Here is a 26,089-nt window from a genome sequence, read left to right on the forward strand (position 1 = left end):
CGTTCCTCAGGCTGCTTCGATCAGTGCCGCCATGCCCTGGCCGCCCCCGATGCACATGGTCGCGAGGGCGAGTTTCCCTGCTCGTCTGCGCAATTCGTGCAGCGCGGTGACGAGGATGCGTACACCGGTGGCGCCGATCGGATGTCCGAGCGAGATCGCCGACCCGTTGACGTTGAGGCGGTCGGACACCTCGGCCTCGGTCAGCCCCCACCCCGCGAGCACACCGAGAACCTGACAGGCGAACGCTTCGTTCACCTCGATCAGGTCGAGGTCGTCGAAGCCGATTCCGGTGCGGGCGAACAATTTCGCCACGGCGGGAACCGGACCGAGGCCCATGGTCGCCGGATCGCAGCCCGCAGCCGCCCAGCCGCGCAGGAACCCGATCGGTTCGAGGCCGAGTTCGTCGAGCCGGTCCTCGGCGACGACCAGACAGGCCGCCGCCGCGTCGTTCTGCTGGGACGAATTGCCCGCTGTCACCGTGCCGTCGGGCAGAATCGCCCGCAACCGCGCGAGGATTTCCGGAGTCGAGTCGGCCCTGATCCCCTCGTCGGCGTCGACGACCACCGGATCACCGCGCCGCCGCGGCGCCGGGACGGAAACGATCTCTTCGGCGAATCGGCCTTCCGACCGCGCCCGCGCGGCGCGCCGATGGCTGCGCACGGCGAAGGCGTCGGCCGCCTCGCGAGTGATCCCGTACCGGCGCGCCACGTTCTCGGCGGTCTCGATCATTCCGCTGATCGGCCCGAAGCGCCATTCCGGTTGCGACCGTTCCCGGCCGCGATCGAGTCGGTCGTACAGGGCCAGGTTGCCGGATCCGCTGCCCCAGCGCGCCGCGGTGGTGTAGTGCTCGATATTGCTCATGCTCTCGACGCCGCCCGCGACGACCACGTCCGCGGCGCCGGTCTGGACCATCATCGCCGCGGTGACCACGGCCTGCAGGCCGCCGCCACAGCGGCGGTCGGTCTGGAACCCCGGCACCTCGATCGGCAGGTCCGCGTGCAACGCGGCCCACCGGCCGATGCACGGAGCCTCGGAATTCGCGTAGGACTGGGCGAAGGCGACATCATCGATCCGGGCCGGATCCAGCCCGGATCGCGCCACGACCGCGCGGATGACGGCGGCGGCCAGATCGTGGGCCCGCACCGATCGCAGGGCACCGCCGAAGGCGCCGACCGGGGTACGAAGCGGCGCGACGAGCGCTGCTCTTCTCATACGAAACTCTCTCTCCGCGTGGTGGTCTCGGCCGCCCGCGCCCCGTTGCCGATCTCGGCGCGGCGGCGCGGCGACTCGGTGGTCATGGCGAGTGGTTCGGCGCATGCCTGCCCCCACGCCACCAGGTTCCCCGGCCGTATCCACCGGGCCTGCTCGAGTTCACCCGCGTTATGAACCTCGCCCGGCATCAGTGGCCCGTGAATTCCGGGGCGCGGCGTTCGAGCACGGCGGCCAGTCCTTCGCGCGCGTCCGCGGTGCCCGACAGCTCGGCAACGGTCCTTGCCTCGTGCGGCAGCTGCGTCTCGAGCCCCGCTCCGATCGAATTCCACAGCAGCCGCTTGGTGGCCGCGAGCGACTGCGGCGCGCCCGCGGCGAGCGAGCGCGCGAGGGTCTCGACTTCTTCCCGCAGTCGCTCGTCGGGCACGACGCGCGACACCAGACCGATCCGCAGCGCCTCGTCGGCCGTGATGGTCGGATTGGTCAGCAGGATCTCCATCGCCTTGCGGAACCCGACGAGTCGGGGCAGCGTGACGGTCACTCCGGCGTCGGGCGCCATACCGACCCGGACCGCTCCCGACATGAATTTCGCCGATTCCGTCGCGATCACCAGATCGGCGGCGCAGACGAGGCCGAACCCGCCGCCGCCCGCCGCGAAGCCATGCACGGCGGCGAGGACCGGGGCACGCAGCTGCACCAGCGCGGAGACCGCGAGCTGAAGCCAGGCGGTGGCCTCCCGCAGGTAGTCGGGCAGTGCGGCGCCCTTGGCCGCGAAGGTGCGCACATCGCCACCGGCGCAGAAGTTCTTGCCCGCGCCGGACAGGGTGACCACGCGGACCCGCGCGTCACCGTGGCAACGCAGGATGGCCGCGTGCATGGCCTGTAGCAGCGGTACGTCCATGCCGTTCGCGGCCTCGGGCCGGTTCAGGGTCAACGCGGCGACACCGCTGTCGTCGAGGTCGAGCAGCACGGGTCCTTCCGCGATCAGACTCTCGCCCATGATCACTCCTTCGCTGTCGTGCGGTGGAAAGCCGCGATGCCGCGCGCCGCGGCGTCTCCGGTCACGTGCGCGACGACGGCATCGAGTTCGACCGCGAGCGCGTCCGGCAGCGGAAGCTCGAATCCGTTGTGCACCAGGTTCTTTATTCCGGACACGGCGGCGGGGTCGTGCCCGGCGATGCGCTCGGCCAGCGCCTGGACCCCGGCTTCGAAGGTCTCCGGCGGCAGGCTGCGGTAGGCGAGGCCCCATGCCGCCGCCTCGTCACCTGACAACGGCTCGCCGCCGAGGAGGTGACCGAGCGCGCGCTGGCGACCCGCCAGCCGGGGCAGCCGCTGCGATCCGCCGCCGCCGGGAATCTGGCCGAAGTTGACGTGGTTGTCCGCCAGCTCGGCGTCGGACCGGACGACAGCGATGTCGCAGGCCTGCATCAGCTCGAAGCCGCCCGCCATCGCGTAGCCCTCCACGGCCGCCACGACCGGAATCGGCAGATCCGGGATGACCGCGCAGGCGCGCGCGAAGTTCTCGAACAGCGGGCGCACCGCGTCGGGCCCCTGCGCGCGCAGCCTTTCCAGTTCGCGGAAATCGCCGCCGACCGAGAAATTGCCTTCGGCGCCGCGGATGACCACGACGCGAGTTCGGCTCGCGAGATCGACCAGTGCGTCGTGCAGTGCGCGGCCGAGCTCGGTGGTGATGGCATTGAGCGCGCGCGGGCGGTTCAACACGATGTGGCCCACCGTGCCTTCGGTGCGCACGGTCACCGGCGCTGACCTCACCTCGGTCACATCAATCGACCTCCGCCGACCTCGAGCACGCCGCCGGTCATATAGCTCGACAGGTCCGAAGCCAGGAACAACACCGCTCCGGCCACTTCGACGGGCTCGCCCGCGCGCTGCATCGGGATGGCGGCTTCGCGTTCGGCGAAAACCTCCGGCGGCATCGCCTCGGTCATCGCGGTGCGGATCAGCCCCGGTTGCACCGCGTTGACCCGGATGTCGTGGTGTGCGAGCTCTTTCGCGGCGGCCTTGGTCAGACCGACGATGCCCGCTTTGGCGGCGCTGTAATTGGTCTGTCCGGGATTGCCCGATTTCCCCGACAGCGACGAGATGTTCACGATCGAGCCGCTTCCGGCCTCGCGCATGAGTGCCGACGCCGCCCGCACCCCGAGCCAGGTTCCCTTCAGGTGCACATCGACGACGGCTTCGAAATCCTCGACCCGCATCTTGCGCAGCGACGCGTCCCTGGTGATGCCCGCGTTGTTCACGAAGATGTCCAGTGACCCGAATTCCGCTCTCGCCCTGTGCACGAGGGCGTCCACCGCCTGCTCGTCGGTGACGTCGCAACCCACGCCGAGAGCCGCGGGCAGATCGTCCGCGGTCGCTCGCGCACGCTCGGCATCGAGATCGGCGACGACGACATTCGCGCCGTGCTCGGCCAACAACCGGGCGATGGCTTCTCCTATCCCCCGCGCCGCGCCGGTGACCACCGCCGTCCGGCCCTCGATCAGCCCGGTCACGCCACGTACCGCACGATCGACTCGGCCACGCAAGCCGGTTTGCCGCCACCTTCGATCTCGATCACGGTGGACAGCACCGCCTGCGCCGCGCCTTCCAGCGGTGTGACCTCGAGTAACGTCGAACTCGCGCGCACTCTGGCGCCGACTCGGACAGGAGCCGGGAACCGCACTTTGTTCAGGCCGTAGTTGATCGCCATGCCCACGTTGTCCACCCGATAGATCTGGTGTTGCAGCACGGGTAGCAGTGCGAGAGTGAGCAGCCCGTGCGCGATGGTGCCCCCGAAGGGCCCTTCGGCCGCGCGCGCCGGATCGCAGTGAATCCACTGATGATCACCGGTCGCATCGGCGAAGGTGTCGACCTTCGGCTGCTCGATCACCGTCCACTCGCTGCTGCCGAGTTCCTGCCCGGCCGCGGCGCTCAGCTCGGCGATCCCGTCGAAGATCTTCATCGCGCTCCTCACGTTCCATCTTTTCAAATTGAAGATAAATTAGATAACATGGGCCGTCAACCACCGAGGAACGCATCGAAGGAGCACGGATGGATCTCGGATTGGCACAGGCTCGGGTACTGGTCACCGGCGGCGCTTCCAACATCGGCCGCGGCATCGTGCACGGGTTCGCTGCCGAAGGCGCGCACGTCGCGATCTGCGACATCGACGCCGATCAGGCCGTGCGAGTCCGCGCGGAAGCACTCGATCTCGGCGCGGCCGCCGCCGAGATCGTCGCCGTGGATCTCACCGAGCCGCAGGCCGCGACCGAGGCCGTTGACCGCGCCGTGCGGTGGTGGGGCGGCCTCGACGTGCTCGTCAACAACGCGGGCTGGAGCGTGCCCAATTTCCTTGCCGACGACACCGATCGCTCGCGCTGGCAACGCTTGGTCGAGGTCAATCTGTTCGCTTCGATCGCGTGCACTCAGGCAGCCGTCGCCCGGATGCGCGAGGCGGGCGCAGGAGCCATCGTGTTCATCGCGAGCGACGCCGCCTTCGGCGAGATCCGCCAAGGCGTCTACGGCGCGACGAAGGCCGCGTTGCTCGCCTTGGCCCGCACCGTCGCGAAGGAGCACGGACGGCACGGGATCCGCTCGAACGTGGTCTGCCCCGGGCTGGTCGTTCCGGAGAGCGCGGACGCCGTCGGCGCCGCGAGTCTGTGGGCGGCCGGACGCGATACGGTGTTCGACGACAAGCAGATCGACGCGCTGCGCAAGGGTATCCCGCTGCGCAGGCTGACGACCGCGCAGGACGTCGCGAACGCGGTCGTCTGGATCTCCTCCGAGCGCGGGGCTCGCCAAGTGACCGGTCAGGTGTTCTCGGTCAGCGGCGGCTACTCGATGCCCTGATGGCCGGACAACGCCGCGACGGCGCCGATTCCGGGCCGGACACCAGAGCACGAATACTCGCCGCCGCCGCGAAAGTGCTCAGCACGAAAGGCTATTCGGAGACACGACTGGCCGACATCGCGGTGCTCGCCGAACTACGCGCGCCCGCGGTCTACTACTACTTCGCCTCCCGCGACGAACTCATCGCCGAGGTCATGGCGGTGGGACAGCATCGGCTACGCAGCCATGTCGAATCCGCGCTGGCCGCGTTGCCCGCCGAAACCGGCCCGATGGACCGGATCTGCGCCGCCATCGAAGCCCACCTCGGCGTGGAGTTGCACCTGTCGGACTTCGCGACCGCGGTCACCCGCAATCTCGGGCAGTTGCCCGACGACATCCGCGACCGGCTGCGCGCGGAAAGCGGTGCGTACAACGCACTCTGGCGCGATCTGCTGGATGCGGCCCGAGCGGCGGGCGTCGTTCGGCCCGACCTCGACCTCGCGGCCGCCCGAATGCTTCTGATGGGCGCCTTGAACTGGACCCCGGAGTGGTGGAACCCGCGAGTCGGTCCCCTCACCACCCTCGTGGTGACCGCGCAGTGCCTCGTCCGGCACGGCCTCGGACTTCCCGGAGCAGGGCAACCAGAGCCCGACGCTTCGCCGACAACAGAAGGAGAAAACCATGCCTGAGGCGTATATCGTCGATGCCGTCCGGTCCCCCGTCGGCAGGCGCGGCGGCGGATTCGCCGAGCTGCACCCGGCCGATCTGGCCGCGCACAGCATCCGAACCATCGTCGGCCGCAACGATTTCGATCCGGGCGCCGTCGAGGATGTGGTCTTCGGCTGCATCGACGCCATCGGCTCCCAGGCGGGCGACATCGCGCGCACCGCCGCGCTGGCCGCCGGATTGCCGGAGTCCGTGCCCGGCGTCACCGTCGACCGCCAGTGCGGATCCTCGCAGCAGGCTGTGCATTTCGCCGCCCAAGCCGTGCTGAGCGGCACCTCGGATCTGGTCGTCGCGGGCGGCGTGCAGAACATGAGCCGGTTCCCGATCCTGTCGTCGTTCACCGCGGGCGAGAAATACGGGAGCACCGATCCGTGGACCGGTTCCGAAGGATGGTTCGATCGCTATGGCGCCCAGGAGATCTCGCAGTTCCGTTCGGCCGAACAGATCGCCTCCGACTACGGTCTCGAGCGAACGGCGATGGAGGAGTTCGCTTTCCGCAGTCATCAGCGCGCGCTGGCGGCCCAGCGGGAAGGCCGTTTCGCCGCCGAGATCGCACCGCTGCGCGACATCGAACACGACGAGGGCCCTCGGGCGGACACCTCACTCGAGAAGATGGCGACGCTGAAGACGCTCACCCCGGGCGGCAGACTCACCGCCGCGGTGTCGAGTCAGATCTCCGATGCCTCCGCGGCCGTGCTGATCGCCTCCGAACAGGCAGTGCGGGAACACGGATTCACCCCGCGCGCCCGGATACACCACATGTCGGTGCTCGGATCGGATCCGGTCAACCTGCTCACCGCACCGCTGCCCGCGACCGCGCGCGCCCTGTCCAAGACCGGCCTCGGCGTCGAGGACATCGATCTCTTCGAGGTGAACGAGGCGTTCGCCAGCGTGGTGCTGGCCTGGCTCCAGCACACCGGCGCCGACCCGGACAAGACCAATGTCAACGGCGGCGCCATCGCGCTCGGGCATCCGCTCGGCGCTTCGGGGGCACGCATCATGATCACCTTGCTGCACGAACTCGAGCGCACCGGCGGCCGCTACGGGCTGCAGACGATGTGCGAGGGCGGCGGGATGGCGAACGTGACGATCATCGAGCGCCTCGGCTGATGTCGGTGTGCTGACACACCGTGGACGGCGCACCCACCGCATGTGCGGTGGGTGCGCCGTGGCGTCCTACTCACCCGGCGCGAGAATCGGTCGGTGAGAACGGCTTGCCTCCGCCCGCCGACACGACTGTTCCCCGGCCATGCCGCGAGGGCTGGTCCGGGGAACACACCCCGAGCGTCAATCCGCCAGGCGCAGAGCCTCGGTCGGGCAACCCGCGACGGCCTCCTCGACCTCGCCGCGCTCCGATTCGCTCACCGTCTCCTTCAGGACGAGCAACACACCGCCGTCGTCGACTTCGAAGTGGCACGGCGCCAACGATTCACAGATGCCGAGTCCCGTGCACTTCGCGCGATCCAAGGTGATCTTCATTTCTCCTCCTCCGAGAATGTGGGCACGACCGCGCCGGCCGATTCCGTCACGTCGTCCCGCCAGCGGTCGGCCGACGGGTCGAGCAGTTGTCGAAAGTGGCTGTCGCGCAGCCAGATGATCGTTTCCAGCTCCAGCGGGTCCAGATAGCGGACCCGGCCGGTGCGCAGGTCGGTCAGGCGCAGCCTCGGGCCTCTGGCCGTGGCATCGACGGCCACTGCGACCTGCGCGAATTCTCCGGCGACAATGCCCAGTTCCATGTCCGCTCGCACGCCTAGATCAAGAACCCGAGTGTCGGGATCGGTTCCGCGTTGTTCACCAGCACGACCGTCTTCTCCACCAGGCGCAGTTCCGCGGCGACGCGACGCACGCGATACCGAACGCGCCCCGCCCAGGTTTCGATCCCGCGCGGCTTGGACTCGAAGACGACGAAGTTCGCCCCGACCACGAAGTCCTCGCCCGCGCGGCCGAGCACCTCGATATTGCTGAGCAGCCTGCGCAGGCTCGACGGCGGCGCCTGCGCGTACCGTTTACCGGTGCGCAGTTGCTCGAGGCGAGTGTGGATGCGGCGGCGGTTGTCGAAGATCACCGACATGAACCGGTCCGGATCCGCGAGTGACTCGGCCGTCGGCACCCAGTATTTCGCGTCGTCGGTCCACAGCGCCTCCCAGTCGTCGTAGCGGTGCTCGTCCGCGAGTCGGGCTTCGCGGAAGAGGAACTGCTCGATCTCGCGTCCGAGGTGGACGTCGACGGCCACGTCACCCGGCTCGGTCGATGCTTCGTGAGCGACCGTCATTTCGCCTCCATGATCTTTTCGTAGTGACGCCAGAACGCCCGCATGCCGGTCTCGTCGGTGGCGCCGCCGACCAGATACCCGTTCTCGTCGGTGCGCTCGCGCCCCAGGCCGCGCTTCAGCGTCAACCATTCGGGACGGAGCTGGCCGACGCCGACCTGGTTGCGCTCGTACATCTCGGTATCGTCGGCGAGGAGCATGCCCGCGGGCCCGACCGAGCCGACGCATTGCGACAGCAGTCTGCGGTTCAGCTCCGGCGCACCGTCCAATTGCACGGCGGTGGAGTACTGGACGCATTCCGTCGCCGAGATCGGCTGGATGTTGAAGACCTGGATCTCGGCGATGAACAGGTTCGGGAAGACCATCACGTGGGGGCCGCCTTCGATGAGGATCTGCTCCGCCTCGACGCCGTAGCGATTCCGCATCGCGGCGGCATACCCGGGCACCTTCGCCTCGGTCGTGCCGAACCAGCGCATCGGCTCGCCGAACTTGCGGAACTCCGGGCGCAGATCGTTCTCGCTGTGCCCGTTCCCGAGGGCACGGGTGACCGCGGTGGACGAGTCGCTGTAGAGCGGACCGATCGTCGAACCGGTGACCGAGAAGATCGAGCCGTGCACGAACTGCGGGTGATATCCGTCGGTTTCGTTCTCGGCCAGCAGTTTCCAATTCGCCCGCGTCCGATGCCGGAGCCAGCCCGCGTCCAGTCGCACCCGCCCCCGCGGCGAGAGCCGCGCGAGCCGGTCGATCTCACCGGCCGCGGCGCCGAGGTGTTCGAGCAGGGGCGGCACGTCGGGATCGAAGCTGCCGAAGACGAAGCCGTGGTACTCGTCCACCCTCGGCACGACGCCCATGCCCACGTCGAGCTTGCCTTTGCCGCCGTAACCCTTGTTGTAGGGATAGCCGAGCAGCTCGCCGGTGTTGCGGAAGGTCCACCCGTGATACGGGCACCGGAAAGAACTGGAGTTGCCGCTCGGGGCGTCGCAGACGAGATTGCCGCGATGCGGGCACCGGTTCGTCAACAGGTGGACATCGCCCGCAGCGTCGCGGGTCATCACGACGTCCTGGGGGCCGATCTTCTTGCGGACGTAGTCGTTGGGCTGCGCGACTTCACTGGCATGGCCGACGAATACCCAACCGCCGTACCAGATTCGCTCCAGCTCGTCGGCGAATACCTCCGGATCGGTATAGACCGACCCGTGCACCCGATCGGCTTCGATCAATCGGGTGTAGTCGACACGGGGCGCCGACCGTTTCTCGGTGTTCATTTCTGCTCCCATTCTCGGACCCGGAACGCTTCCCACGCGGTCAGCGCCCGGCGAAGCGAGGAGCCCGTCGCTCGTGAAAAGCCGTGACGCCCTCGGCGAAATCTTCGGTGTCGAACAGCCGCGCCTGGGCCTCGACCTCGTCGGCCAGGATCCCGAGCGGGTCCGACGGCCAACGGCACAGCAGTGTCTTCATCTCCCGGATCGCCAGCGGTGGACCCGCGGCCATGCGGGCGGCGTCGGCGAGCGCTTCGGTCAGTGCCCGCCCCGGCTCGACAACCGCGTCCACCAGCCCCATTTCCAGCGCTTCGAACCCGGAGAGCTTGCGCGGCAGCAGCATCAGTTGCTTGGCCCGCGCCGGTCCGACCCGCGCCGGAAGCGTGGCGAAGATGCCCATGTCACCGGCCAGCCCGACACCGGTGAACGCCGTGCTGAACACCGCGTCCTTCGCCGCGATCACACGATCGCAGGCCAGCGCCAGCGCGACGCCCGCACCGAAGGCCGACCCCTCGACCGCCGCGATCACCGGTTTGCCGCCCGTCCAGATCGCGCGCACGACCCGCTGCGCGGCTTCCGCGCGCGGCCGGGTCTGCTCCGCGCTCTGCCGCCGCATGGTCGATATGTCACCGCCGGAGCAGAAGGTCTCGCCCGCGCCGGTGAGCACGATCACCCGAACATCGTTGTCCGCCATGGCCGTTTCGATGAGGTCACCCAACCGCAGCCGCAGCGGCATGTCGATGGCATTGCGACGCCGCGGACGGTTGAGCGTGAGGACGCGAACCGCCCCGACGTCGTCGCGGCGCACCACGTCCCGCACTGTCGTGTCATCGGTCATCGAGCGTGTCCGATCCCCTCGCTCAGAAGGTACGGCCACCCCGCAGGTGAACCGACCCTACCTCGTCATTCTTTGAATCTAATATAAATTTGATTGGATCACCGGTCAACCTAGGAGTGGGTTGAGCTCGGGTTTCACGGCATTTTTGAACACATGTTAGATTAATCAATCAGTATGTCACCGGCGAACGGACTCTGCGCGATGGACCGAAACCTCTACACCGACGACCACGAGATGTACCGGGAAACCGTGCGCGAGTTCGCCGCACGGGTCGTGGTCCCCCATCGGGAGCGATGGGACGCGAACCGATGGGTCGATCGCGATGCGTTCGTCGCGGCCGCCAAGGCGGGCATCTACGGGCTCCAGATCCCCGAGGCGTACGGCGGCTCAGGAGAATCCGACTATCGGTATCGCATGATCGTCTGCGAGGAGCTCGCTCGCTCCCACGCCCTGTCCTTCGCCGTGACGATCGCCCTACAAGACGACCTGGTCCTGCACTACCTGCTCGACCTGACCACCGATGAACAGCGCGGACGCTGGCTACCCGGCTTCGCCACCGGCGAGATCATCGGTGCACTGGCGATGACCGAACCGGGTGCGGGCAGCGATCTGCGTGGCATCCGCACCGAGGCGCGCCCCGACGGGGACGACTGGATCCTGAACGGGCAGAAGACTTTCATCTCCAGCGGGATCATGGCGGACCTCGTCATCGTCGCCGCCCGCACCCGCGCACAGGACGGCGATGCCGGACTGACCCTCTTCGTCGTCGAAGCCGACATGCCGGGCTTCCGCCGCGGCCGCAAGCTGGAGAAGATCGGGTTGCCAGGGCAGGACACGGCCGAGCTGTTCTTCGACGACGTCCGGATTCCGGCGAAGAACGTACTCGGCGAGGTGGGCCGCGGACTCCGCCATCTCATGAGCCACCTCCCCCGCGAACGCCTCGGGGTCAGCGCGGGCGCGATCGCGGTGTCGCGCGCGATCTTCGACGAGACCCGGCGCTACTGCTTCGAACGCCACGCCTTCGGCCGCCCGATCGGCGACAACCAGCACGTCCGCTTCGAACTCGCCGAGATGGACACCGAGCTGGACATCGCGCAGGCCTACGTCGACCGGTCGGTGCTCGCCTACAACGCGGGAAAACTCAGCCCCGTCGACGCCGCCAAAGGCAAGTGGTACCTCAGCGAACTACAGAAACGCGTTATCGACCGCTGCCTACAACTGCACGGCGGATACGGGTACATGGTGGAGTACCCCGTCGCCCGCGCCTACGTCGACACCCGGATCCAGACGATCTACGGGGGGACCACCGAAATCATGAAGGAGATCATCGGACGCGAGTTCTCGGGATAGCCGAAGTCTCTCCGAAACCGGCCACAGCACGCATGTGACGCATATGGCCCCCGCCACGTGGCGGGGGCCATATGCATTCCCTGACAAGAACCTCGCAGGTCCGGAGACTCACACACAGGCAACCGCGCAGCCGCGTCCCAGCGAGACGGCCCGTGAACGACGGCCTCCGCGGCGGCCGCGAGGCGGCCGCCGTAGGTGCGCAACGAATTCGGGCACAGATCAGTCCACGCCCGCGGGCCACGGGTCGTTCTGCCCGCTGGTGAACGGATTCTTCTTCAGATCCCGCTCGCGGGCGAGCCGCGCCCGCACCTTCCCCAGCCTGCCGCCTTTGTCCTCGAGCTTGAATTCCCTGAGCATCGTCCGCGCGGCGTTCTGCCCCGGCATACCGCTGATGCCCGCCACCGGGTGAGTGCCGGAACCGGTGAGGAAGAGCCCGGGAACCGGCGTCTTGTAGCCCGCGAAACCCACCACCGGCTTGTTCGGCCCGAACCGGCTGATCGTGGGGTCGACGTGATAGACGCTCCCGTCGATCGCCCAGAAGCGTTCCTCGATGTCGGGCAGGGCCAGCGGGCGTCGGGCGACCTCGAGCGACTCCACGCCCTTGTAGTACTGCTCGGCATCCCTGAGCACGCTGTCGGTGATCTTCTTACGGGCGGCATCCCAGCCTTCCTCGGGAATCGAGGGTGTCAGGCCGGTCCAGAACCACCACAAATCCTTGCCATCGGGCGACATCGACGGATCGAAGGCATTCGTCACCTGAGCCAACCCCGGAATCGCGTCCGGCACCTGGCCGCGCACACACGATCGCGCGGCTTCCATGGCCTGATCGAAGGTGTGGTAGCAGTTGCAGGCGAGTCGCAGATCGATGCCGTCGCCGCGCCACTTCTCGTGCTTGGACATGTCGATGCGACCCGAGAGGGCGACGTTGAGTTTGTAGTCCGCGATACCCCGCTTCTTGGTCGGAATGTGGTCGGCGGCGTTCTGCTGTTTGCGGGTCAGCACGCCTGCGGGCAGCAGCCGGGTCAGCGTGGTGCGCGGGCTCATGGCCGTCAGCACGCCGCGCCGCGCGACGATTTCGCGACCGCCCGCCAGCCGGACGCCGGTGCAGCGCTCCCCGGTCATCACGAGCTGCTCGACCGGACTGCTGGTGAACACCCGGCCACCGTTCGATTCGATACTGGCGATGAGCGCCTTCGGCAGCGACCCCGTCCCGCCGTGGAACATCGCCACGCCGTAGCGCGAAAGCACACCGAGGTAGATCAGCGACCATCCCGACAGATCGGCGTCGAAGGGCATGAAGGGCAGGGAGGTGAGCAGCGGAGCACGAATCATGTCGTGTTCGAAGCTCTCCTCGATCGCCTCGGCCTGCGAACTGGCCATCCAGCGACCGATGTTCACCAACTGCCGGTAATTCTTCGCGGTCGCCTTCAGCGCCTTGAACACCTTCGTCAGCTCGGGGCGCGTGACATTCGTCTGCATCATCGGCAGCCCGATCGCGACCGCGGCATCGATGACCTCGTACAGCTCGAGCAGCGCGGTCGCGTCCCGCTGGGAGAAACGCCGCAGTTCGTCCGCCGTCTTCCTCGGATCCCGCCACAGCCCCAGCGACGAACCGTCCGCGGCCAGCTGGAAATGCGCCGGATCGATGACCGTCTGCTTGAGCCCGAACCTACGTGCCAGCCCGAGGTCGTCGTTGATCGTGGTCGTCCGGAACAGCGACGCCTGGATCGACGCCTCGTTGATCGTGTACTCCGGCGCCTCGGGAGCGAACGAGTTCGTCGAGGTCATTCCGCCCGCGGTCGGCGACGCTTCGACGACAACGACGTCGAGCCCCGCCTGGGCGAGGTACGCGGCGGCGACGAGACCGTTGTGGCCGGAACCGACCACAACGACATCCGCGCTCTGCGGAATCTGGTCCTGCACGGCAGTCACGGGTGTTCGACGAGGTGGCATGGACCATCCCTCCTGAGCGACATTGGTTAATCTATAATAGAAAAAAATGAGTGGTTTGAAAAGCCCGAACAACAGGAGGGGGGAATGGTCTCGAGATCCGAGGCAGACCGGGAAGGGTCGGCCCGATATCGGCGGGTGAGTTCAGTCAGCGCGCGCGGCCCGGATGATCGACAGGTCTCCGCCGCTGCCTGACCACTACCGCTCCCACGCGAGGTGAGCCTCGCTTGCGCGGAGGCCACCGCGGATCGCGGCTCTCGGGGAAGTCGTTGCTGAGCGCTGCCGCTCCACCGCGGCGCCCAGACCGCCCTTTTCGCCGAACGATGACAAGTACGACATCGCCGTTACCATTCGGTCTCGATACGGTCGAGCGACACCGACGTTCACCATCGCGCCGCGGTGGCCTTGCCCGTCGGGACGCAGCAGAGGGCTTGGAGGTTTTTGTGAGACAAGCAACGATTGTCGTCGAGGGCGTCTTCCGAGACGGATACGAGGAACATTTCGCCGAGTACTCCCGCAGGGTACGCGGGTACCTCGACCGTCACGGCGCGCTGGTGATCCGACGACAACGCGTCGAGAAGTCTCTATACGGGACAACTGCGATCGATCTCGTCATGATCATCGACCTCCCGTCCACCGAGATCGCGGAACGCATCTTCTTCGAGCCCGAGTATCTTGCTCTTATTCCGTTGAGAGACAAAGTATTCGCGGACTTCAGAATGTATCTGGCCACCTACGGGGACATCTGACACCTCTCCACACCGGTTTGTCGCCACCGAGCCGACCGGCAGACGGTTTGGCGTACGCAGCGGCCAGCCGTTTTTCGCACACCGGGTCACATATGTTGCGAATCCTATTGGCACACAGCATGATGCTGTCTGTGCGCCTCGACCGATTCATTTTGATCTGCACTGGAATCGCCGTTGCCGCGGTCAGTCTCGGCTTCCTCATGGTCGGGATCGACGGCGCGGACAAACTGGGCAGTGCAATCCCCTGTCATGATGGTCGCGTCATTGTGCGTCAGCTGCTGTAGCCCTATTTGGATTCTGCGCGTGGTTCGTGACTTCCGATCACCGATTACCCCCTGAGGCGTCCGAGGCACCGGCTCAGCAGACGCTCCGGCACGCTCGACTGTCGAAGTTCGACGCTGCTCCGAGCAGCCATGCTTCGAGCCTGTCCGGTCTGTGACTTCTTGCGAGAGCGGGTCACGAAGTGTCATGGGCTGTGGTCCACCAGCGCGGCGAGCCCCGCACGACTGCTGATTCCGGTGCGTTGCGAAGCCCGGAACAGATGTCCCTCCACGGTTCGGATCGAGGTGACGAGTTGTTCGGCGATCTGGCGGTTGGTCAGTCCCGCGGCGACCAGGGCGATCACTTCGCGTTGCCGCGCGGTCAGCGGGCAGGGACATCGCAGCGCGCGTAGTGCGGGTGTGGCGGCTCCGGTCGATGCGGAGAGTCGTTCGGCCGACGCCGCCGCGGTCAGCGCGGCGCCGCGAAGACCACGGTCTCGCAACAGGTTCGATGCTTGCGCGAAGGTGTCGGCCGCGGCGATCCGGTCACCGAACTGCTCATAGCGACCGGCGGCCTCGCACAGACCGTCGCAGTCGCCGTTCTTCGAACTGGTGGCGTGCAGCGTGGCCGCCGCGACCCGTGGTCCTTCGACGATCGCCGCGAGTTCGGTGAGGCGTTGCGCTTGGTTGTGGTCGCCGAACTGGGCCGCGGTTTGGCGGCACAGCACTTCGTGGGCGAAGAAGCATTGCCCGCGAGCTGTTTCGGCGGCCTCGTTTTCCAGCGCGGCCAGGCGATTTTCGCCGGGCGGTCCCACCATCATGTCCTTGATCACGGCAGCGAGCACCGCCATGGCCACTCGTTCTCGCGGTGACTTGGCCGATGCCGCCGGCATGGTGGTCATCTCGTATGCCTCGCGGAAGCGTTGCGTGTCGATCAACCCACCGACGTGCGCCCAGTGGGCCCGATACCCGCCCCCTGCCGCGACGGCGTGTCGCGCGAGGCGTTCGGCGGTGATCGGATCCGACAGTCGCAGCGCGGCGCGGGCGGCGTCGATCAGCAGGTCGCTGTCGGGTGCGAGATCGGATCCACACATGAGCACAGCTCGCCGGACCAGCATGATCGGCGCGGGAGCGTTGTCGTGGACTTCCAACTCGCGTGCGACCTTGCTGCGCAGCTCCTGTAACCGGGTGGGAAGGCTGCGTGCGCGGCGTACTTCCCCGAGCAGCGGGTGCGCCAGCCGCGCTACCGCGGGCGCCGCGTCGGTGTCGAGGACGATCACCCCGGCTCGGTGGGCGGCTAATGGCACCGACTGCGCGGATCGGGTGCCAACGAACCAACGGCACCGCCGCCCTCGGCCCTGCCAGTATGCGAAAACTTCCCGGGCGAGACGCGTTTTGCCGACACCGGCCGGACCCGAAAGGACCGAACCGCGGGCTGCGGGAGCAGTGGATTCCCGCAGCCGGTCCAGTTCCTCGGTCCGCCCGATCAGCGGCCACGGGGCCACCATGGCCTCAGAATAATCGCTGGTAGCCGACGGTGGGGCGAAGTGGCCGATGCCCATTGTCATCGCCGCCCACGATCGCGGATCGCGGCCGGCTTCACCTCGGCCATCGTCAGTACCGACCCCACCGCCGCCACGTCCAGGGCCAGGACCTGCGCGATAACCTCATCATCCACCCCTGCGGCGCGGAGCCGCAGTGCCTCCGCGTAAGGGAACGGCAGCCGATCGATCGCCCACCGATCCCGCTCGTCCTCGCTCATGCCCAACCACGACCTTTCCCACCGTCCATGCTCGGTAGCGCAGGATCAAGGCCCTGCCACCACGGACGGTGTGGACCGGGACCGGCCCTGAAACCAGTCTCGGCCCGGCTCGGCCGACCGGCTGAAGTAGCCGCCTACCCCAACCGCGCCGCCGGTACCGCACCCATGCACCGCGTGGTGCCGACAGCTTCGGTTCTCGCGGATCCCGCTTCCTCGAGTTCGGCGATCAGGTCACCCGCCTGCGCGTCACGCCGGATGGTGACACCGAGTCGCGCGGCGGCTTCCCGGTAGCCGACATTCGTCAACAAACGCTGCGTCGCCGTTGCGATCTTGCGCGGGGATGCCTTCCTGGACAACGTGATTCCGGCGCCGCGCGTGCTGACCCTGACCGCGTTGTCGGCCTGATCCCGGCCGTGTGGCAGCGCCAGGATGGGGACGCCCGCGGCGAGGGCGCGGACGACCGTGCCGTGCCCGGCGTGGGTGATGACCGCGTTCGCGTGCGCGAGGACGTGCGAATGCGGTGCGGTCGCGACGATTTCGACATTGCCCGGCGCCGTCAGAGCCGCGGGATCGATGGCGGGTCCGGTGGTGACGTACCCGCGCACCGGCAGTGCCGCGAGAGCGTCGATGACGCGCTGCAGGCAACTCGTCTGGTCCTGGAATGTCGACGACAAAGCCACCAGGACCAGCGGCTCATCCCCCGCCGGGGGCGTCCACGACGCGCCGGTCGTCCACGCGGGATCATCGAGGACAGCGCCGACGTAGCGGACGTGCGCGGGCATCCGCGCTGGGAGTCGAACTCCGCCGAGGTGAGGACGAGGTGCTTTCGGGCGAGGTGCACCTGATCGAAGAACTCCTCGACCGGCGGCAGGCCGTATGACGCGCGCAGCGAGTTCAGCGCGGGCACCCCTTTGTTCCACTGCCCGAGCGTCATCGTCCGTACGGCCAGATCACGCAACCTGCCGACCGGTCCACGAGCGGGCCGCAACCCGAGTCCCGAAGGCGGCATTCCCGGTACCGGGAGCAGGTAGGTGTTCGGGAACGGCACGTCGAACGGGACACCGCGCGCTTGCGCCGCCACCATCGCGCCGATGGCGAAGAACGAACAGACCGCCAGATCGGGGTGCACCGCGTCCAAGGCGGCGGCCATATCCTTCGCGTATCCCGGGGCGGGACCGGCGAACTGCTCATCGAGGAGCATGCGGAACAGCTCGAACGGATTGCCGCATTCCCAATCCCGGTATCGGGCGTCCTCCGGTCGACGCGAGGCGCTGCTCGGGGCCGCGGTCCATTCCAGGTAGGTGGCACCCGTGTCGCGCACCTCCGCGGCCATCGACTCGTCGGCGAGCACCGTCACGCGATGACCACGCTGGACGAGGCGGCGCACCATGCCGAGTTCGGGAGGCACGGTGCCTCCCCCGTCGACGAGAGCGAACAGGTATGTACGAGCGTTCATTTCGTGATTCCTCTCAGGACACCCGCGACGAGGTCGGCCATGGTCTTCTCGGTTTCGGCGCGGTCGCGTCGAAGGTCTCGGCGGAGCAGCTTCCACACGTAGACGTCGGTGGCGGCGTGCAAGACGTCCAGGTAGTGCTCACGATCGCCGGGCTCGGTGGGCAACCCGTCGCCGAACATCGCCACCAGCCACTTCCGATGTCCTGCCCGCGCCACGTCCATCTGGGCGGCCAACTCGGGGAAACGGTCCGCCGACATCGCCCAGCGCACGTTGGCATCGCCGATCCGCTCGTAGTCGCCGACGAGGGCGGCGATCGCGCCCTCGATATCACCCGGGCGCGCCGCGTTGCGCGCGCTGTCGCCCTGCGCCGCCAGCGCCTCCGCGACCCCGAGAACCACCCCGGCCTTGGATTCGAAGTGGTTGAGCACGGTCTGATGCGACACCCCGGAGGCCTTCGCCACGGCCGCGAGGGTCACGTCCTCGAAAGCCTTGTCCAGGAACAGTTCCTGCGCGGCGGCCAGGATTCGGGCCCGCGTGGCGATCGTATTCTCGGCCCGGCCGGACTGGGTGTAACTACGTGTCGTTTTCATTTGACTGACACTCAACCATTGGCTTGAGTGTCGGTCAAGCGAAATTTGTCGACACGCCGCGCGCGACACAGCGAAGAGCGACCCGGCCGACGAAGCCCTCCCGTTCGAACCGCGTCGCATCGACCTCGCGTCGATCAACCGAGCCCGCCGCCGCTTCGTCGCGAGCCGAACGGTATTGAAACGCTCGTTCCATGACCGTCGCGGGGACTTCGCATTTGCTCGTCTACGATGACAGCGGCGTCGTCCGGGGGCGACGATGACGGGGATCGAATTGTTGTCGCGAAGGGGTGGTGTCGCGGCGCTCGTCACGAGTGAGCGGAAAAGTGAGCGCTTGTGACATTTTCTGGGAACTCGGTGTGAATCTGCCGACAGAGTTCTGAATAGTTGCAGGTCACAGCGCTGCGATGGGTCGGTTATTCGGATCTGAAAGCGGAGTAGTAGTCGAGTTACCGCTCGGCTTAGGGTTCTTGCTACGTCGGAGAGCTGTGGTCGACGTGTATGGCGTGGAACAGGATTCGGCCTCGTCACCTTGACCGTCGGCGCTCCGGGCGCGGACAGGAGGTCATCGGTGATCACCAAGAATCTGGACCGGACGGCCGGGCCGAGGTATCGGGCCGATTTCGGGTCGCACACGCACGGGTACGTCATTACGCCGTACCGATTCGACAAGATGTCGCGGGCGATCGTCGACCATGTCGGGGTACGGGCGCCGGAGTTGCGGTTCACTCCGGCGGGGGTGCCGCGGCGGGAGCTGACGGTGGTGGTTCGGCTCTGCTTGGATTGGACGCTTCGCCGCTTGCGCGGGGTCGCGGTGCCGGAGTCGACCGATCGGTTGCAGGCGGCGTTGGCGGCGTTGGCCGGTGACGGCGTCGATATCGAGGTGGTGTTGCGCGGGGTCAACGCGGGTTTCAAGTTCGGTATGGACATGATGTTCGCGGATCCGCGGACCGCCGATATCGCCGGGGTGCGTACCTTGACCACCACGCTTCTCGATCTGTCGAAACTGGTGACCGCGAGTGTCGGAGTTTCGTATGTGCGCGAATGTCGTGGCGCCGCGGTCGAGAATCGGGTGGCGACGCACACGTTGACCTCGGCGCTGCTCAGCGGGCATCCCGCCGCCACGGCGGACGCGTTCGGCGTGCCGGTCGCGCAGCGATACCACGTACTCGCCGTCGCGATACCGCCGCATCCCGACGAGGCGAACGCGAACTTGAACGGCCAGATCGTTGCCCGGCGCAAATTGCGGCGGGTGCAGGCGGCATTGGCCACGCATACGGAGACGACTCCGCTGGCGCTGCTGTCGGTGGACGGCGGCACCCTGCTGCTGCCCGATGTCGACGGCGTCGGGATGCCGGTCGAGGAATTGGTGGCGCTGCTGTCGGCGGCGGCGCGGGTGCCGCTGACCGTGGCCACCGTCGTCGCGGCGACCGCCGAGATACCGCAGCTGGTGCGGCACGCGCACGAACTGCTCGATCTGGCGCAACGGCTGGGGCGGGCGCCGGGGGTGTACCGGTTCGCGGAGTTGGCGGCGCACTATCAGCTGACCCGTCCCGGATCGACGCGCGACCAGCTCGCCGGGCAGCTGGCGGCCCTCGACGATCATCCCGACCTGCTCGAGACGCTGCGCGTGCACCTGACCACCGACGGGCAGCGCAAGGCGACCGCGAAACAGCTGAATGTGCACCCGAATACGGTCGACTACCGGTTGCGGCGCATCGGCGAGGTGACCGGGCTCGACCCCGGTGATCCCACCAGTCTGTGGTATCTGCGTTCGGCGATGATCGTGCGCGAGGCCACGCCGGCATCCGCTCGCACCTGCCGTTGCGGGGCCGCGGAAAACGGCGGGCGACGCGCGGCGGAGGCGGTATCGTCACCCTCCGGTGCGGATGATGATCCGCGACCATGAAAGGTGAGGCAGTGGCCGATCGAATTCCCACCGGCCGCGTCGCGCGCGGCAGTCGCATCGGGTTGTTGACCGCCGAACAGACGGTCCGCGGCGTCGGGGTGCGGCTGTCGATGCTGACGGCGCCCGGTCGGGCACGGGAATATCTCGCCGAACGGTCGACCCTGCAGACCGCGCAGCAGATCGTCACCGTGCTCGGCGGGTTGAAAGGCGCGGCGATGAAGGTCGGGCAGATGCTCTCGGTCCTCGACCTCGACCTGGCCCCGCAGTCGCACCGGGAGTTGTTCCGTACGAAACTGGCCGAACTCCGCGATCGTGCCCCCGCCGCACCGTTCACCACCATGCGCGCGGTGATCGAGGACGAATTGGGGCCGCTGACGCAGGTGTTCGCGGACTTCGACGAGACGCCGATCGCGGCGGCCTCGATCGGGCAGGTGTATCGCGCGCGGCTGCGTGACGGGCGCTGGGTCGCGGTGAAGGTCCAGTACCCAGGCGTCGAGGACGCCATCGACGCGGATCTGCGAAACCTGCGGATGTTCAGTTCGCTGTGGAAAGCCGCGGTACCGAGCGCGGCCGACGACGCGGTACTCGGTGAGATCGCCCGCAACCTCGCCCGTGAACTCGACTATCCGGCCGAGGCCCGTACACAGCACAGTCTCGCCGCCCGATATCGCGGCCACCCGTTCGTCACCGTGCCCGACACCGTGCCCGAGTACTGCACCGAGCGCGTGCTGGTCACCGAATTCGTCGACGGGAAGTCGTTCGAACACATCCGCACGCTGCCGGACGCGGACCGGGACCGGGTCGGCGAGCTGATCTACCGCTTCTACATCACCTCGCTGTTCACCGACTACGAGTTCTGTGGCGACCCACATCCCGGCAATGTCCTGCTCGCCGCCGACGGTCGGATCGCGTTCGTCGACTTCGGCCTCTACAACCACATGGACCCCGTGCACGTGGAGTTCGAGCGCAGCTGTCTGCGCGCCGCGGGCGAGGGCCGCGCCGACGACCTCTACCGCGCCTGGGTCGAGCGCGGCATCATCGACCCGGAATCCGGTGTCGACGCCGAAGAATGCCTGGACTATGTGCGCGCGACCGTTGGCTGGCACCTCGTGGACGAGCCGCTCACCGTCACCCCGGAAATCGCCACCGCCGCGGTCGTACTCGTCGTCGATCCGAGCGTTTCCCGGTTCCAGGGCATGCGTCGGCAATCGTTGCCGCCGGAGCACGTGTTCTCCCGTCGCGCCGACCTGTTCACCTTCGCCACCATCGGCCAGCTGCGGGCGAGCAACAACTGGCACCGGATCGCGCGCGAATGGCTCTATCGCGACGAACCCGTCACCGACCTCGGGCGCGAGATCGCAGCCTGGCGGGCGCGACGACGCGAGTGACCCGGGCAGGTACCACACCCGTCGTCCGAAGCCGACGTGCACCTGATATCGACCGCCGCCTGAAACCATCCGCAGCCCCGAAACAACCCGGAATCCGAACCGTTCGAGGCCCGAAACCGCTCTAAACGGGCGAATCGGCATCGAACGACGGGCAGAGCACTAGGATGAGCAGGTTTCATCCGTCGATTCACCAGGGAGAGGGCGATGCGCGCCAACGTCGCGGGCCGACGCCGCCGCCCGACACAGGAACGGGCCAAAGCGACGCGGGAGCACATACTCGACACCGCGGCCCGCCTGTTCGGAGAACGCGGCATCGCGAACACCTCGACCAATCGGATCGCCACCGAAGCCGGGGTGAGCGTCGGCACGCTGTACCGGTATTTCGCCGACCGCGCGGTCATCGTCGACGAACTGCTCGAGCGGATGTTGCAGAACACCGAACGCAGGTTGACCGAGCAGATCTTCGATGTCGCCGATCGCACGGTGCACGCCCTGTTCGCCGACATCCTGCGCGTCATCAGCGATGAACTCGTCGCCAACGCGCGTCTGGTGCGCGCCATGGTCGCGGGGGTGCAGTTCTACAGCAGCGGTCTGCCCGAATTCGAACCGCGCCTACATCTGTTGATCAAGGTGGTCCTGATCCAGATCCTCGGCCCCGGCGACGATCACCGGTACGATCTCATGACCTTCGTCATTCTGAACACCAGCTTCGCGGCTGTGCTCCGGGTGTCCGCGGTGGAAGTCGACGTCGAGGACCGGGACCGAGCGATCGATATGACGGCCCGTATGGTCGCGGCCTGGCTCGACGCCGAGGCAGCCGCCGAAACCGACTAGCGGATCCGCAGGCGATCCCGGCCAATTGCGTTCTTTCGCAGCGGAATTGGCCGGAGCGGCGGTTCAGTCGAATCCGAAATCTCGAGGAATCTTCCGGGTTCTGTCGCGAAAATTGTGTGCAAGTGGTATCGATACTCGTTCGTCATGCCACCGTGCGGTGTTCGATGTCGGCGCATCGGAAGGCCGTACCTGCGGAACATTGTCGGTCGTAGGGCTTAGGGTGGGGGCTCTACACCTCGAGGTACCTGGTTTCGCGCACGAACTTCAGATGCTCGCTGTATTCGAATTGAATCGCACGTCAAGCTTTCCGCCGCGACCCGATGATCGGAAGTTCCATTCGCGTTCGCGGCGTTCGATTCCGGATCGGTATGGACGAACTCACTTCGCACGAAGGATCTTCGATATGACAAGCGAGAAACGCGCATGGATAGCGGCTTTGACGGGAATCCTCACCATCGTCGCGGCCGGAGTATGCACCGCACCGCCCGTATGGACGCAACCGCCGATGGCAGCCGCCGGTGGTGAAATCCTGCGTGCCGATGGCGCTCATCTGGCGGTGACGGTGCCGGGGCAGGCCGGTCCGGTACCCGCGAAATCCACGCGCGTCGTCTACGCGAGCACCGATACCCACGGCGCGCCGACCACGGCGGTCGCCACGTATCTGGAGCCGACGCTGCCGTGGACCGGTCCCGGCCCGCGCCCGCTGGTGGCCTACGCGGGCGGCACCCAGGGGCAAGGGCCCGAATGCGCGCCCTCGGCGATGCTGGCGCAGGTGGTCCGATTCCAGCCGCCCGCCGATATCGTCTTCGAATACGACCTCATCGCGATCTACCAACTGCTGTCCGCCGGTATGGCGGTGGTGATGACCGACTATCACGATTTCGGCGTCCCGGGCGTCCACGACTTCCTGAACCGCAGGACGCAGGGCTATGCGGTATTGGATTCCGCGCGGGCTGCGGTGCGATTGCCTGGGCTCGGTCCCGATTCGCCGGTCATTCTCTACGGCTATTCCCAGGGCGCGATGGCGTCCGCGGCCGCGGCCGAGTTGCAGGCGGAGTACGCGCCCGAACTGAATGTGCGCGGCGCTTATGTGGGCGGGCCGCTGGTCGGTCCGCAGGAATACATCGCGCGCAGCGACGGCCGTCCCGGTGTCGCGCCCGCCATCGCCTGGATACTCAACGGCATCGCCGCCGACTATCCCGAGACCCTGCCGGAACTCGATGCCGCGCTCAACGACACCGGTAAGGCGATCATGCGCGACGCGGTCGGAAAATGCGGCGGTGGGCTCTCCGGAATCTTCGTGCAACCGCAGAGCACGACCCAATGGACCACCAGCGGGCTGCCGCTCGCGGTCGTCATCGACAATTCCCCGGAATTGAAGCGGGTGTTCGACGAGCAGCGACTCGGCGGAGTCCGCCCGGCGGCGCCGGTGCGCGTCTACGCGGCCCGCAACGACGAGGGCGCCCCGTATCCCGCGGTGCGCGCGATGGCCGCGAGCTGGTGCGGCGGCGGCGCCACCGTCCAACTCGACGCCGACGCCACGGTGCCGCCCCTCGCGGGATTCGTCGGCACCCACGACCTGAGCTTCTTCCCGTCCGTGGCGACCACGCAACCGTGGATGACCGACCGGCTCGCGAATCTGCCCGCGCCCGTGAACTGCGCGGCCCTGCCCTAGCCGGGACGAGTATCCGATTCGAATGAACCGATCGGGCCGTCCGCACGTCTCTCGATACATGTGGAAGTCGAACGGACCTCGAAACAGCTCAGCTCCAACATCATCGGGCCTGCGGGTGCTGATCGTCGGCGCGGGTGTCGGCGGCATCTCCGCCGCCAGAGGGCTGCTACGCGACGGCCACGATGTGACGGTGTTCGAGCGGGCGGCCGCGGTGCGGGCCAAGGGCGGCGCGGTGACGATCTGGCCCAACGGCGCGAAGGTGCTCGGGCAGCTCGGCGTCGACATGGACGGAGCCGGTCAGGTTCTGTCCGAGGTGCGGGTCTCGACCGCGACCGGACGCCGCGTCGCCGAGATCGATCTGGCGGCCTTGAGCGCCACGCTGGGGAAGCCGACCCGGATGGTTCCGCGTCGAATCCTGTTGGAACGGCTCATGGACGGCTTTCCGCGCGAGCGGGTCCGTTGCGACGCGCGTGTGGTCGGCGTGCGGAACACCTCCGACGGCGTGCGCGTCGATTTCGCGGACGGCGCCTCGGCCGAGGGGGATCTCCTGATCGGCGCGGACGGTCGGCATTCGACCGTCCGCGCGGCGGCGCGCATTCCGGAGGCGACGCACACCGGCTGGTGCAGTTGGCAGGGGCTGATCGAACTGCCCGACCTCGCCGACAGCGATATCGCGGTGATCATCATCGGCGAAGGGGGCAACCTCGGGTTGTGGCCCGCGGGTGCGGGCCGCCTGCAATGGTGGTTCGACCTGCCGTGGTCGCCGGACTTCGTGCGGCCGGACTCCCCCGTCGACACCCTGCGAGCCCATTTCACCGGCTGGTCCCCCGGAGTCGACCGCGTCCTGGCGAAGTTGACCGACGACGACCTACGCATGTCGCCGTTCCCGCACTTCCGACACCCGATACCGCGCGCGTGGGGTCACGGCAGACTCACCCTGCTCGGCGACGCCGCGCACACCATGCCGCCGACCCTCGCCCAGGGCACCAATCAAGCGCTCCTCGACACGATGGTGCTGCGCCGCAGCCTGGCGTCGGCGCATTCCGTCCCCGACGCGCTGCGGCGATACGAGAAGATCCGCAGGCGCAAGGTGGCCGCCGTGTCCTGGGTCACCGCGCGCCAGGTCTCGCACGGCGAGGCCACGTTGAAGCCCGCCGCGCTGCTGCCGTCGGGTTTGACGACCAGGGCGCTGACCGACTTCATCCGAGCGACGAGCCATCCGAAGTTGTCCGCCGAAACCAGCGAGGAGCGCACACCGATCGACACACCGTAGGCCTGCCTCCCCGGTCCGCGGTGGGGACGCGGCGCCGAACGACCGTGTCGGACGGCGCGGCTATTCTGCCCGAATGGTCAGCTCCGATACGGCACTGCGCCGCCTGTTCCGCGACACCGGGAAACTGCTCGAGCCGTACGGATTCCACGGCGCCGAGCCGGTCTGGACGCACCCGAGGCCCGGTGGTCTCGCCCGTATCGGCCGCACCAGGATCACGCGCACGTGGACCGATGGTCAGCAGGTCATCAGCTTCGGTCTCACGCTGAGCGCGACGCCGGGTGCGTGGCGGGAGTTCCGCGACTGGCGGAACGCGCGAAACGGTCTCCCGCCCGTGCCCGAGGACGAAGCCGCGGGCCCCGATCTCATCGACGCGCACCGGCTACCCAAGCCACTCACCATTCCGTGGACGCTGCGCACCGATCCGGACCGGCCGGGCCACGCGCTGCAGGCCGACCTCGACGCCATCCGCGCCGAACTCCCCGCGCGCCTGCACGCCTACGCCCGCAGAGCGCTGCGACTGCTCGAGCCCGACGAGTACCTGGACGAGGTGCTCGCCCATCCCGAACCCGATGCGCGCGTATGGGAGGTGGCCGTCGTCCTGCTCACCGATCACGGACCGGGACCGCGACTCGACGACGCCGTGAACCGCCTCCGGCGCGGCGTCGCCGACGGGCGGGCCTCGGAGTTCGCCCGCGACATCCTCGTCTACGCGCGAGACCGGGCAACGAATCGCGCACCGACGGCGTTGGGCGGGTAGCGCGTCGAAC

At 67.7% G+C, this 26,089-nt stretch carries 28 protein-coding genes; 11 read left to right on the forward strand and 17 right to left on the reverse strand.

The window, feature by feature from the left end; genetic code table 11:
* Positions 1 to 6: 6 nt before the first annotated feature.
* From IT779_RS10565 to IT779_RS10590, 6 genes are read right to left on the reverse strand one after another with little or no spacing between them, the layout of a single operon-like run.
* A complete protein-coding gene (locus IT779_RS10565; protein ID WP_196149046.1) occupies positions 7 to 1,212 on the reverse strand; it encodes an acetyl-CoA C-acetyltransferase in 1,206 nt (401 codons plus the stop codon).
* Positions 1,209 to 1,400 carry a hypothetical protein gene (locus IT779_RS10570; protein ID WP_196149047.1) on the reverse strand — a complete coding sequence of 64 codons (192 nt, stop codon included), beginning with the start codon at positions 1,398 to 1,400 and terminating at the stop codon, positions 1,209 to 1,211. The genes IT779_RS10565 and IT779_RS10570 overlap by 4 nt, the downstream gene beginning before the upstream one ends.
* Complete coding sequence (locus IT779_RS10575) at positions 1,400 to 2,209, reverse strand: enoyl-CoA hydratase/isomerase family protein (protein ID WP_196149048.1); 810 nt, start codon at positions 2,207 to 2,209, stop codon at positions 1,400 to 1,402. The genes IT779_RS10570 and IT779_RS10575 overlap by 1 nt, the downstream gene beginning before the upstream one ends.
* 2 nt (positions 2,210 to 2,211) lie before the next feature.
* Complete coding sequence (locus tag IT779_RS10580) at positions 2,212 to 2,991, reverse strand: enoyl-CoA hydratase/isomerase family protein (RefSeq protein WP_332838738.1); 780 nt, start codon at positions 2,989 to 2,991, stop codon at positions 2,212 to 2,214.
* Positions 2,988 to 3,722, reverse strand: a complete 735-nt coding sequence (gene fabG / locus IT779_RS10585) for a 3-oxoacyl-ACP reductase FabG (RefSeq protein ID WP_196149049.1) — start codon at positions 3,720 to 3,722, stop codon at positions 2,988 to 2,990. The genes IT779_RS10580 and fabG overlap by 4 nt, the downstream gene beginning before the upstream one ends.
* Positions 3,719 to 4,171 carry a MaoC family dehydratase gene (locus IT779_RS10590; protein WP_196149050.1) on the reverse strand — a complete coding sequence of 151 codons (453 nt, stop codon included), beginning with the start codon at positions 4,169 to 4,171 and terminating at the stop codon, positions 3,719 to 3,721. Before IT779_RS10590 ends, fabG begins: the two co-directional genes overlap by 4 nt.
* 89 nt (positions 4,172 to 4,260) lie before the next feature.
* On the opposite strand from IT779_RS10590, the gene IT779_RS10595 reads away from it, so the two are divergent.
* The 3 genes from IT779_RS10595 to IT779_RS10605 are packed head-to-tail and all read left to right on the forward strand — an operon-like array spanning position 4,261 to position 6,873.
* Complete coding sequence (locus IT779_RS10595; protein WP_196149051.1) at positions 4,261 to 5,058, forward strand: SDR family NAD(P)-dependent oxidoreductase; 798 nt, start codon at positions 4,261 to 4,263, stop codon at positions 5,056 to 5,058.
* A complete protein-coding gene (locus tag IT779_RS10600; protein ID WP_196149052.1) occupies positions 5,058 to 5,726 on the forward strand; it encodes a TetR/AcrR family transcriptional regulator in 669 nt (222 codons plus the stop codon). Before IT779_RS10595 ends, IT779_RS10600 begins: the two co-directional genes overlap by 1 nt.
* A complete protein-coding gene (locus IT779_RS10605) occupies positions 5,719 to 6,873 on the forward strand; it encodes an acetyl-CoA C-acetyltransferase (RefSeq protein ID WP_196149053.1) in 1,155 nt (384 codons plus the stop codon). Before IT779_RS10600 ends, IT779_RS10605 begins: the two co-directional genes overlap by 8 nt.
* 177 nt (positions 6,874 to 7,050) lie before the next feature.
* Here IT779_RS10605 and IT779_RS10610 read toward each other — a convergent pair whose 3' ends face one another.
* From IT779_RS10610 to IT779_RS10630, 5 genes are read right to left on the reverse strand one after another with little or no spacing between them, the layout of a single operon-like run.
* On the reverse strand, positions 7,051 to 7,242 hold the full coding sequence (locus tag IT779_RS10610; RefSeq protein WP_196149054.1) for a ferredoxin: 192 nt from the start codon (positions 7,240 to 7,242) through the stop codon (positions 7,051 to 7,053).
* Positions 7,239 to 7,487 carry a hypothetical protein gene (locus IT779_RS10615; RefSeq protein ID WP_332838748.1) on the reverse strand — a complete coding sequence of 83 codons (249 nt, stop codon included), beginning with the start codon at positions 7,485 to 7,487 and terminating at the stop codon, positions 7,239 to 7,241. The genes IT779_RS10610 and IT779_RS10615 overlap by 4 nt, the downstream gene beginning before the upstream one ends.
* A 26-nt stretch (positions 7,488 to 7,513) precedes the next feature.
* The gene (locus tag IT779_RS10620; RefSeq protein ID WP_196149056.1) at positions 7,514 to 8,035 is read right to left on the reverse strand and encodes an aromatic-ring-hydroxylating dioxygenase subunit beta; all 522 of its coding nucleotides are present in this window, start codon (positions 8,033 to 8,035) and stop codon (positions 7,514 to 7,516) included.
* A complete protein-coding gene (locus IT779_RS10625) occupies positions 8,032 to 9,297 on the reverse strand; it encodes an aromatic ring-hydroxylating oxygenase subunit alpha (protein WP_196149057.1) in 1,266 nt (421 codons plus the stop codon). The genes IT779_RS10620 and IT779_RS10625 overlap by 4 nt, the downstream gene beginning before the upstream one ends.
* A gap of 40 nt (positions 9,298 to 9,337) precedes the next feature.
* Complete coding sequence (locus tag IT779_RS10630; protein WP_196149058.1) at positions 9,338 to 10,129, reverse strand: enoyl-CoA hydratase/isomerase family protein; 792 nt, start codon at positions 10,127 to 10,129, stop codon at positions 9,338 to 9,340.
* Positions 10,130 to 10,330: 201 nt separating this feature from the next.
* On the opposite strand from IT779_RS10630, the gene IT779_RS10635 reads away from it, so the two are divergent.
* A complete protein-coding gene (locus IT779_RS10635) occupies positions 10,331 to 11,479 on the forward strand; it encodes an acyl-CoA dehydrogenase family protein (protein ID WP_196149176.1) in 1,149 nt (382 codons plus the stop codon).
* A gap of 219 nt (positions 11,480 to 11,698) precedes the next feature.
* Here the strand turns inward: IT779_RS10635 and IT779_RS10640 are convergent, their stop codons facing one another.
* A complete protein-coding gene (locus IT779_RS10640; protein ID WP_196149177.1) occupies positions 11,699 to 13,432 on the reverse strand; it encodes a phytoene desaturase family protein in 1,734 nt (577 codons plus the stop codon).
* 320 nt (positions 13,433 to 13,752) lie between these two features.
* Here IT779_RS10640 and IT779_RS10645 point away from each other — a divergent pair, with 320 nt between their 5' ends.
* On the forward strand, positions 13,753 to 14,178 hold the full coding sequence (locus IT779_RS10645; RefSeq protein WP_196149059.1) for a DUF1330 domain-containing protein: 426 nt from the start codon (positions 13,753 to 13,755) through the stop codon (positions 14,176 to 14,178).
* A 466-nt stretch (positions 14,179 to 14,644) separates the two neighbouring features.
* Here IT779_RS10645 and IT779_RS10650 read toward each other — a convergent pair whose 3' ends face one another.
* The 5 genes from IT779_RS10650 to IT779_RS10665 form a co-directional block, all read right to left on the reverse strand.
* Complete coding sequence (locus tag IT779_RS10650; RefSeq protein WP_332838739.1) at positions 14,645 to 16,006, reverse strand: LuxR family transcriptional regulator; 1,362 nt, start codon at positions 16,004 to 16,006, stop codon at positions 14,645 to 14,647.
* Positions 16,003 to 16,200 carry a hypothetical protein gene (locus IT779_RS10655; protein WP_196149061.1) on the reverse strand — a complete coding sequence of 66 codons (198 nt, stop codon included), beginning with the start codon at positions 16,198 to 16,200 and terminating at the stop codon, positions 16,003 to 16,005. The genes IT779_RS10650 and IT779_RS10655 overlap by 4 nt, the downstream gene beginning before the upstream one ends.
* Positions 16,201 to 16,334: 134 nt before the next feature.
* A complete protein-coding gene (locus tag IT779_RS37135; RefSeq protein WP_232541591.1) occupies positions 16,335 to 16,874 on the reverse strand; it encodes a glycosyltransferase in 540 nt (179 codons plus the stop codon).
* Positions 16,757 to 17,656, reverse strand: coding sequence for a glycosyltransferase family protein (locus IT779_RS10660; protein ID WP_198428343.1), 900 nt, complete (start codon positions 17,654 to 17,656; stop codon positions 16,757 to 16,759). The genes IT779_RS37135 and IT779_RS10660 overlap by 118 nt, the downstream gene beginning before the upstream one ends.
* Positions 17,653 to 18,246, reverse strand: a complete 594-nt coding sequence (locus IT779_RS10665) for a TetR/AcrR family transcriptional regulator (protein ID WP_196149062.1) — start codon at positions 18,244 to 18,246, stop codon at positions 17,653 to 17,655. The genes IT779_RS10660 and IT779_RS10665 overlap by 4 nt, the downstream gene beginning before the upstream one ends.
* A 568-nt stretch (positions 18,247 to 18,814) precedes the next feature.
* Between IT779_RS10665 and IT779_RS38745 the strand changes: the two genes are divergently transcribed.
* The 6 genes from IT779_RS38745 to IT779_RS10695 all read left to right on the forward strand — a co-directional run bounded on the left by IT779_RS38745 (position 18,815) and on the right by IT779_RS10695 (position 26,079).
* Positions 18,815 to 20,152, forward strand: a complete 1,338-nt coding sequence (locus IT779_RS38745; RefSeq protein ID WP_196149063.1) for a PucR family transcriptional regulator — start codon at positions 18,815 to 18,817, stop codon at positions 20,150 to 20,152.
* Positions 20,153 to 20,163: 11 nt separating this feature from the next.
* A complete protein-coding gene (locus tag IT779_RS10675) occupies positions 20,164 to 21,540 on the forward strand; it encodes an ABC1 kinase family protein (protein WP_196149064.1) in 1,377 nt (458 codons plus the stop codon).
* A 204-nt stretch (positions 21,541 to 21,744) separates the two neighbouring features.
* Positions 21,745 to 22,374, forward strand: coding sequence for a TetR/AcrR family transcriptional regulator (locus IT779_RS10680; protein WP_196149065.1), 630 nt, complete (start codon positions 21,745 to 21,747; stop codon positions 22,372 to 22,374).
* Between the two features lie 403 nt (positions 22,375 to 22,777).
* Positions 22,778 to 24,049, forward strand: coding sequence for a lipase family protein (locus IT779_RS10685; RefSeq protein ID WP_196149066.1), 1,272 nt, complete (start codon positions 22,778 to 22,780; stop codon positions 24,047 to 24,049).
* A gap of 58 nt (positions 24,050 to 24,107) precedes the next feature.
* Positions 24,108 to 25,322 (forward strand): FAD-dependent oxidoreductase, encoded by a 1,215-nt coding sequence (locus IT779_RS10690; protein ID WP_196149178.1) that lies wholly within the window; start codon positions 24,108 to 24,110, stop codon positions 25,320 to 25,322.
* A 73-nt stretch (positions 25,323 to 25,395) separates the two neighbouring features.
* The gene (locus IT779_RS10695; RefSeq protein WP_196149067.1) at positions 25,396 to 26,079 is read left to right on the forward strand and encodes a hypothetical protein; all 684 of its coding nucleotides are present in this window, start codon (positions 25,396 to 25,398) and stop codon (positions 26,077 to 26,079) included.
* Positions 26,080 to 26,089: the final 10 nt, after the last annotated feature.

The sequence above is a fragment of the Nocardia bovistercoris genome (assembly GCF_015674855.1).
In the GTDB taxonomy this organism is placed as follows: Bacteria; Actinomycetota; Actinomycetes; order Mycobacteriales; family Mycobacteriaceae; genus Nocardia; species Nocardia bovistercoris.

Excerpts from the sequence above, each read along its gene's own strand:
- IT779_RS10565 (WP_196149046.1), bottom strand. The coding sequence starts at position 1,212 with ATGAGAAGAGCAGCGCTCGTCGCGCCGCTTCGTACCCCGGTCGGCGCC.
- IT779_RS10570 (WP_196149047.1), bottom strand. The coding sequence starts at position 1,400 with ATGCCGGGCGAGGTTCATAACGCGGGTGAACTCGAGCAGGCCCGGTGG.
- IT779_RS10575 (WP_196149048.1), bottom strand. The coding sequence starts at position 2,209 with ATGGGCGAGAGTCTGATCGCGGAAGGACCCGTGCTGCTCGACCTCGAC.
- IT779_RS10590 (WP_196149050.1), bottom strand. The coding sequence starts at position 4,171 with ATGAAGATCTTCGACGGGATCGCCGAGCTGAGCGCCGCGGCCGGGCAG.
- IT779_RS10595 (WP_196149051.1), top strand. The coding sequence starts at position 4,261 with ATGGATCTCGGATTGGCACAGGCTCGGGTACTGGTCACCGGCGGCGCT.
- IT779_RS10600 (WP_196149052.1), top strand. The coding sequence starts at position 5,058 with ATGGCCGGACAACGCCGCGACGGCGCCGATTCCGGGCCGGACACCAGA.
- IT779_RS10605 (WP_196149053.1), top strand. The coding sequence starts at position 5,719 with ATGCCTGAGGCGTATATCGTCGATGCCGTCCGGTCCCCCGTCGGCAGG.
- IT779_RS10610 (WP_196149054.1), bottom strand. The coding sequence starts at position 7,242 with ATGAAGATCACCTTGGATCGCGCGAAGTGCACGGGACTCGGCATCTGT.
- IT779_RS10620 (WP_196149056.1), bottom strand. The coding sequence starts at position 8,035 with ATGACGGTCGCTCACGAAGCATCGACCGAGCCGGGTGACGTGGCCGTC.
- IT779_RS10625 (WP_196149057.1), bottom strand. The coding sequence starts at position 9,297 with ATGAACACCGAGAAACGGTCGGCGCCCCGTGTCGACTACACCCGATTG.
- IT779_RS10630 (WP_196149058.1), bottom strand. The coding sequence starts at position 10,129 with ATGACCGATGACACGACAGTGCGGGACGTGGTGCGCCGCGACGACGTC.
- IT779_RS10635 (WP_196149176.1), top strand. The coding sequence starts at position 10,331 with ATGGACCGAAACCTCTACACCGACGACCACGAGATGTACCGGGAAACC.
- IT779_RS10640 (WP_196149177.1), bottom strand. The coding sequence starts at position 13,432 with ATGCCACCTCGTCGAACACCCGTGACTGCCGTGCAGGACCAGATTCCG.
- IT779_RS10645 (WP_196149059.1), top strand. The coding sequence starts at position 13,753 with ATGACAAGTACGACATCGCCGTTACCATTCGGTCTCGATACGGTCGAG.
- IT779_RS10650 (WP_332838739.1), bottom strand. The coding sequence starts at position 16,006 with ATGACAATGGGCATCGGCCACTTCGCCCCACCGTCGGCTACCAGCGAT.
- IT779_RS10655 (WP_196149061.1), bottom strand. The coding sequence starts at position 16,200 with ATGAGCGAGGACGAGCGGGATCGGTGGGCGATCGATCGGCTGCCGTTC.
- IT779_RS10660 (WP_198428343.1), bottom strand. The coding sequence starts at position 17,656 with ATGAACGCTCGTACATACCTGTTCGCTCTCGTCGACGGGGGAGGCACC.
- IT779_RS10665 (WP_196149062.1), bottom strand. The coding sequence starts at position 18,246 with ATGAAAACGACACGTAGTTACACCCAGTCCGGCCGGGCCGAGAATACG.
- IT779_RS10680 (WP_196149065.1), top strand. The coding sequence starts at position 21,745 with ATGCGCGCCAACGTCGCGGGCCGACGCCGCCGCCCGACACAGGAACGG.
- IT779_RS10685 (WP_196149066.1), top strand. The coding sequence starts at position 22,778 with ATGACAAGCGAGAAACGCGCATGGATAGCGGCTTTGACGGGAATCCTC.
- IT779_RS10690 (WP_196149178.1), top strand. The coding sequence starts at position 24,108 with ATGTGGAAGTCGAACGGACCTCGAAACAGCTCAGCTCCAACATCATCG.
- IT779_RS10695 (WP_196149067.1), top strand. The coding sequence starts at position 25,396 with ATGGTCAGCTCCGATACGGCACTGCGCCGCCTGTTCCGCGACACCGGG.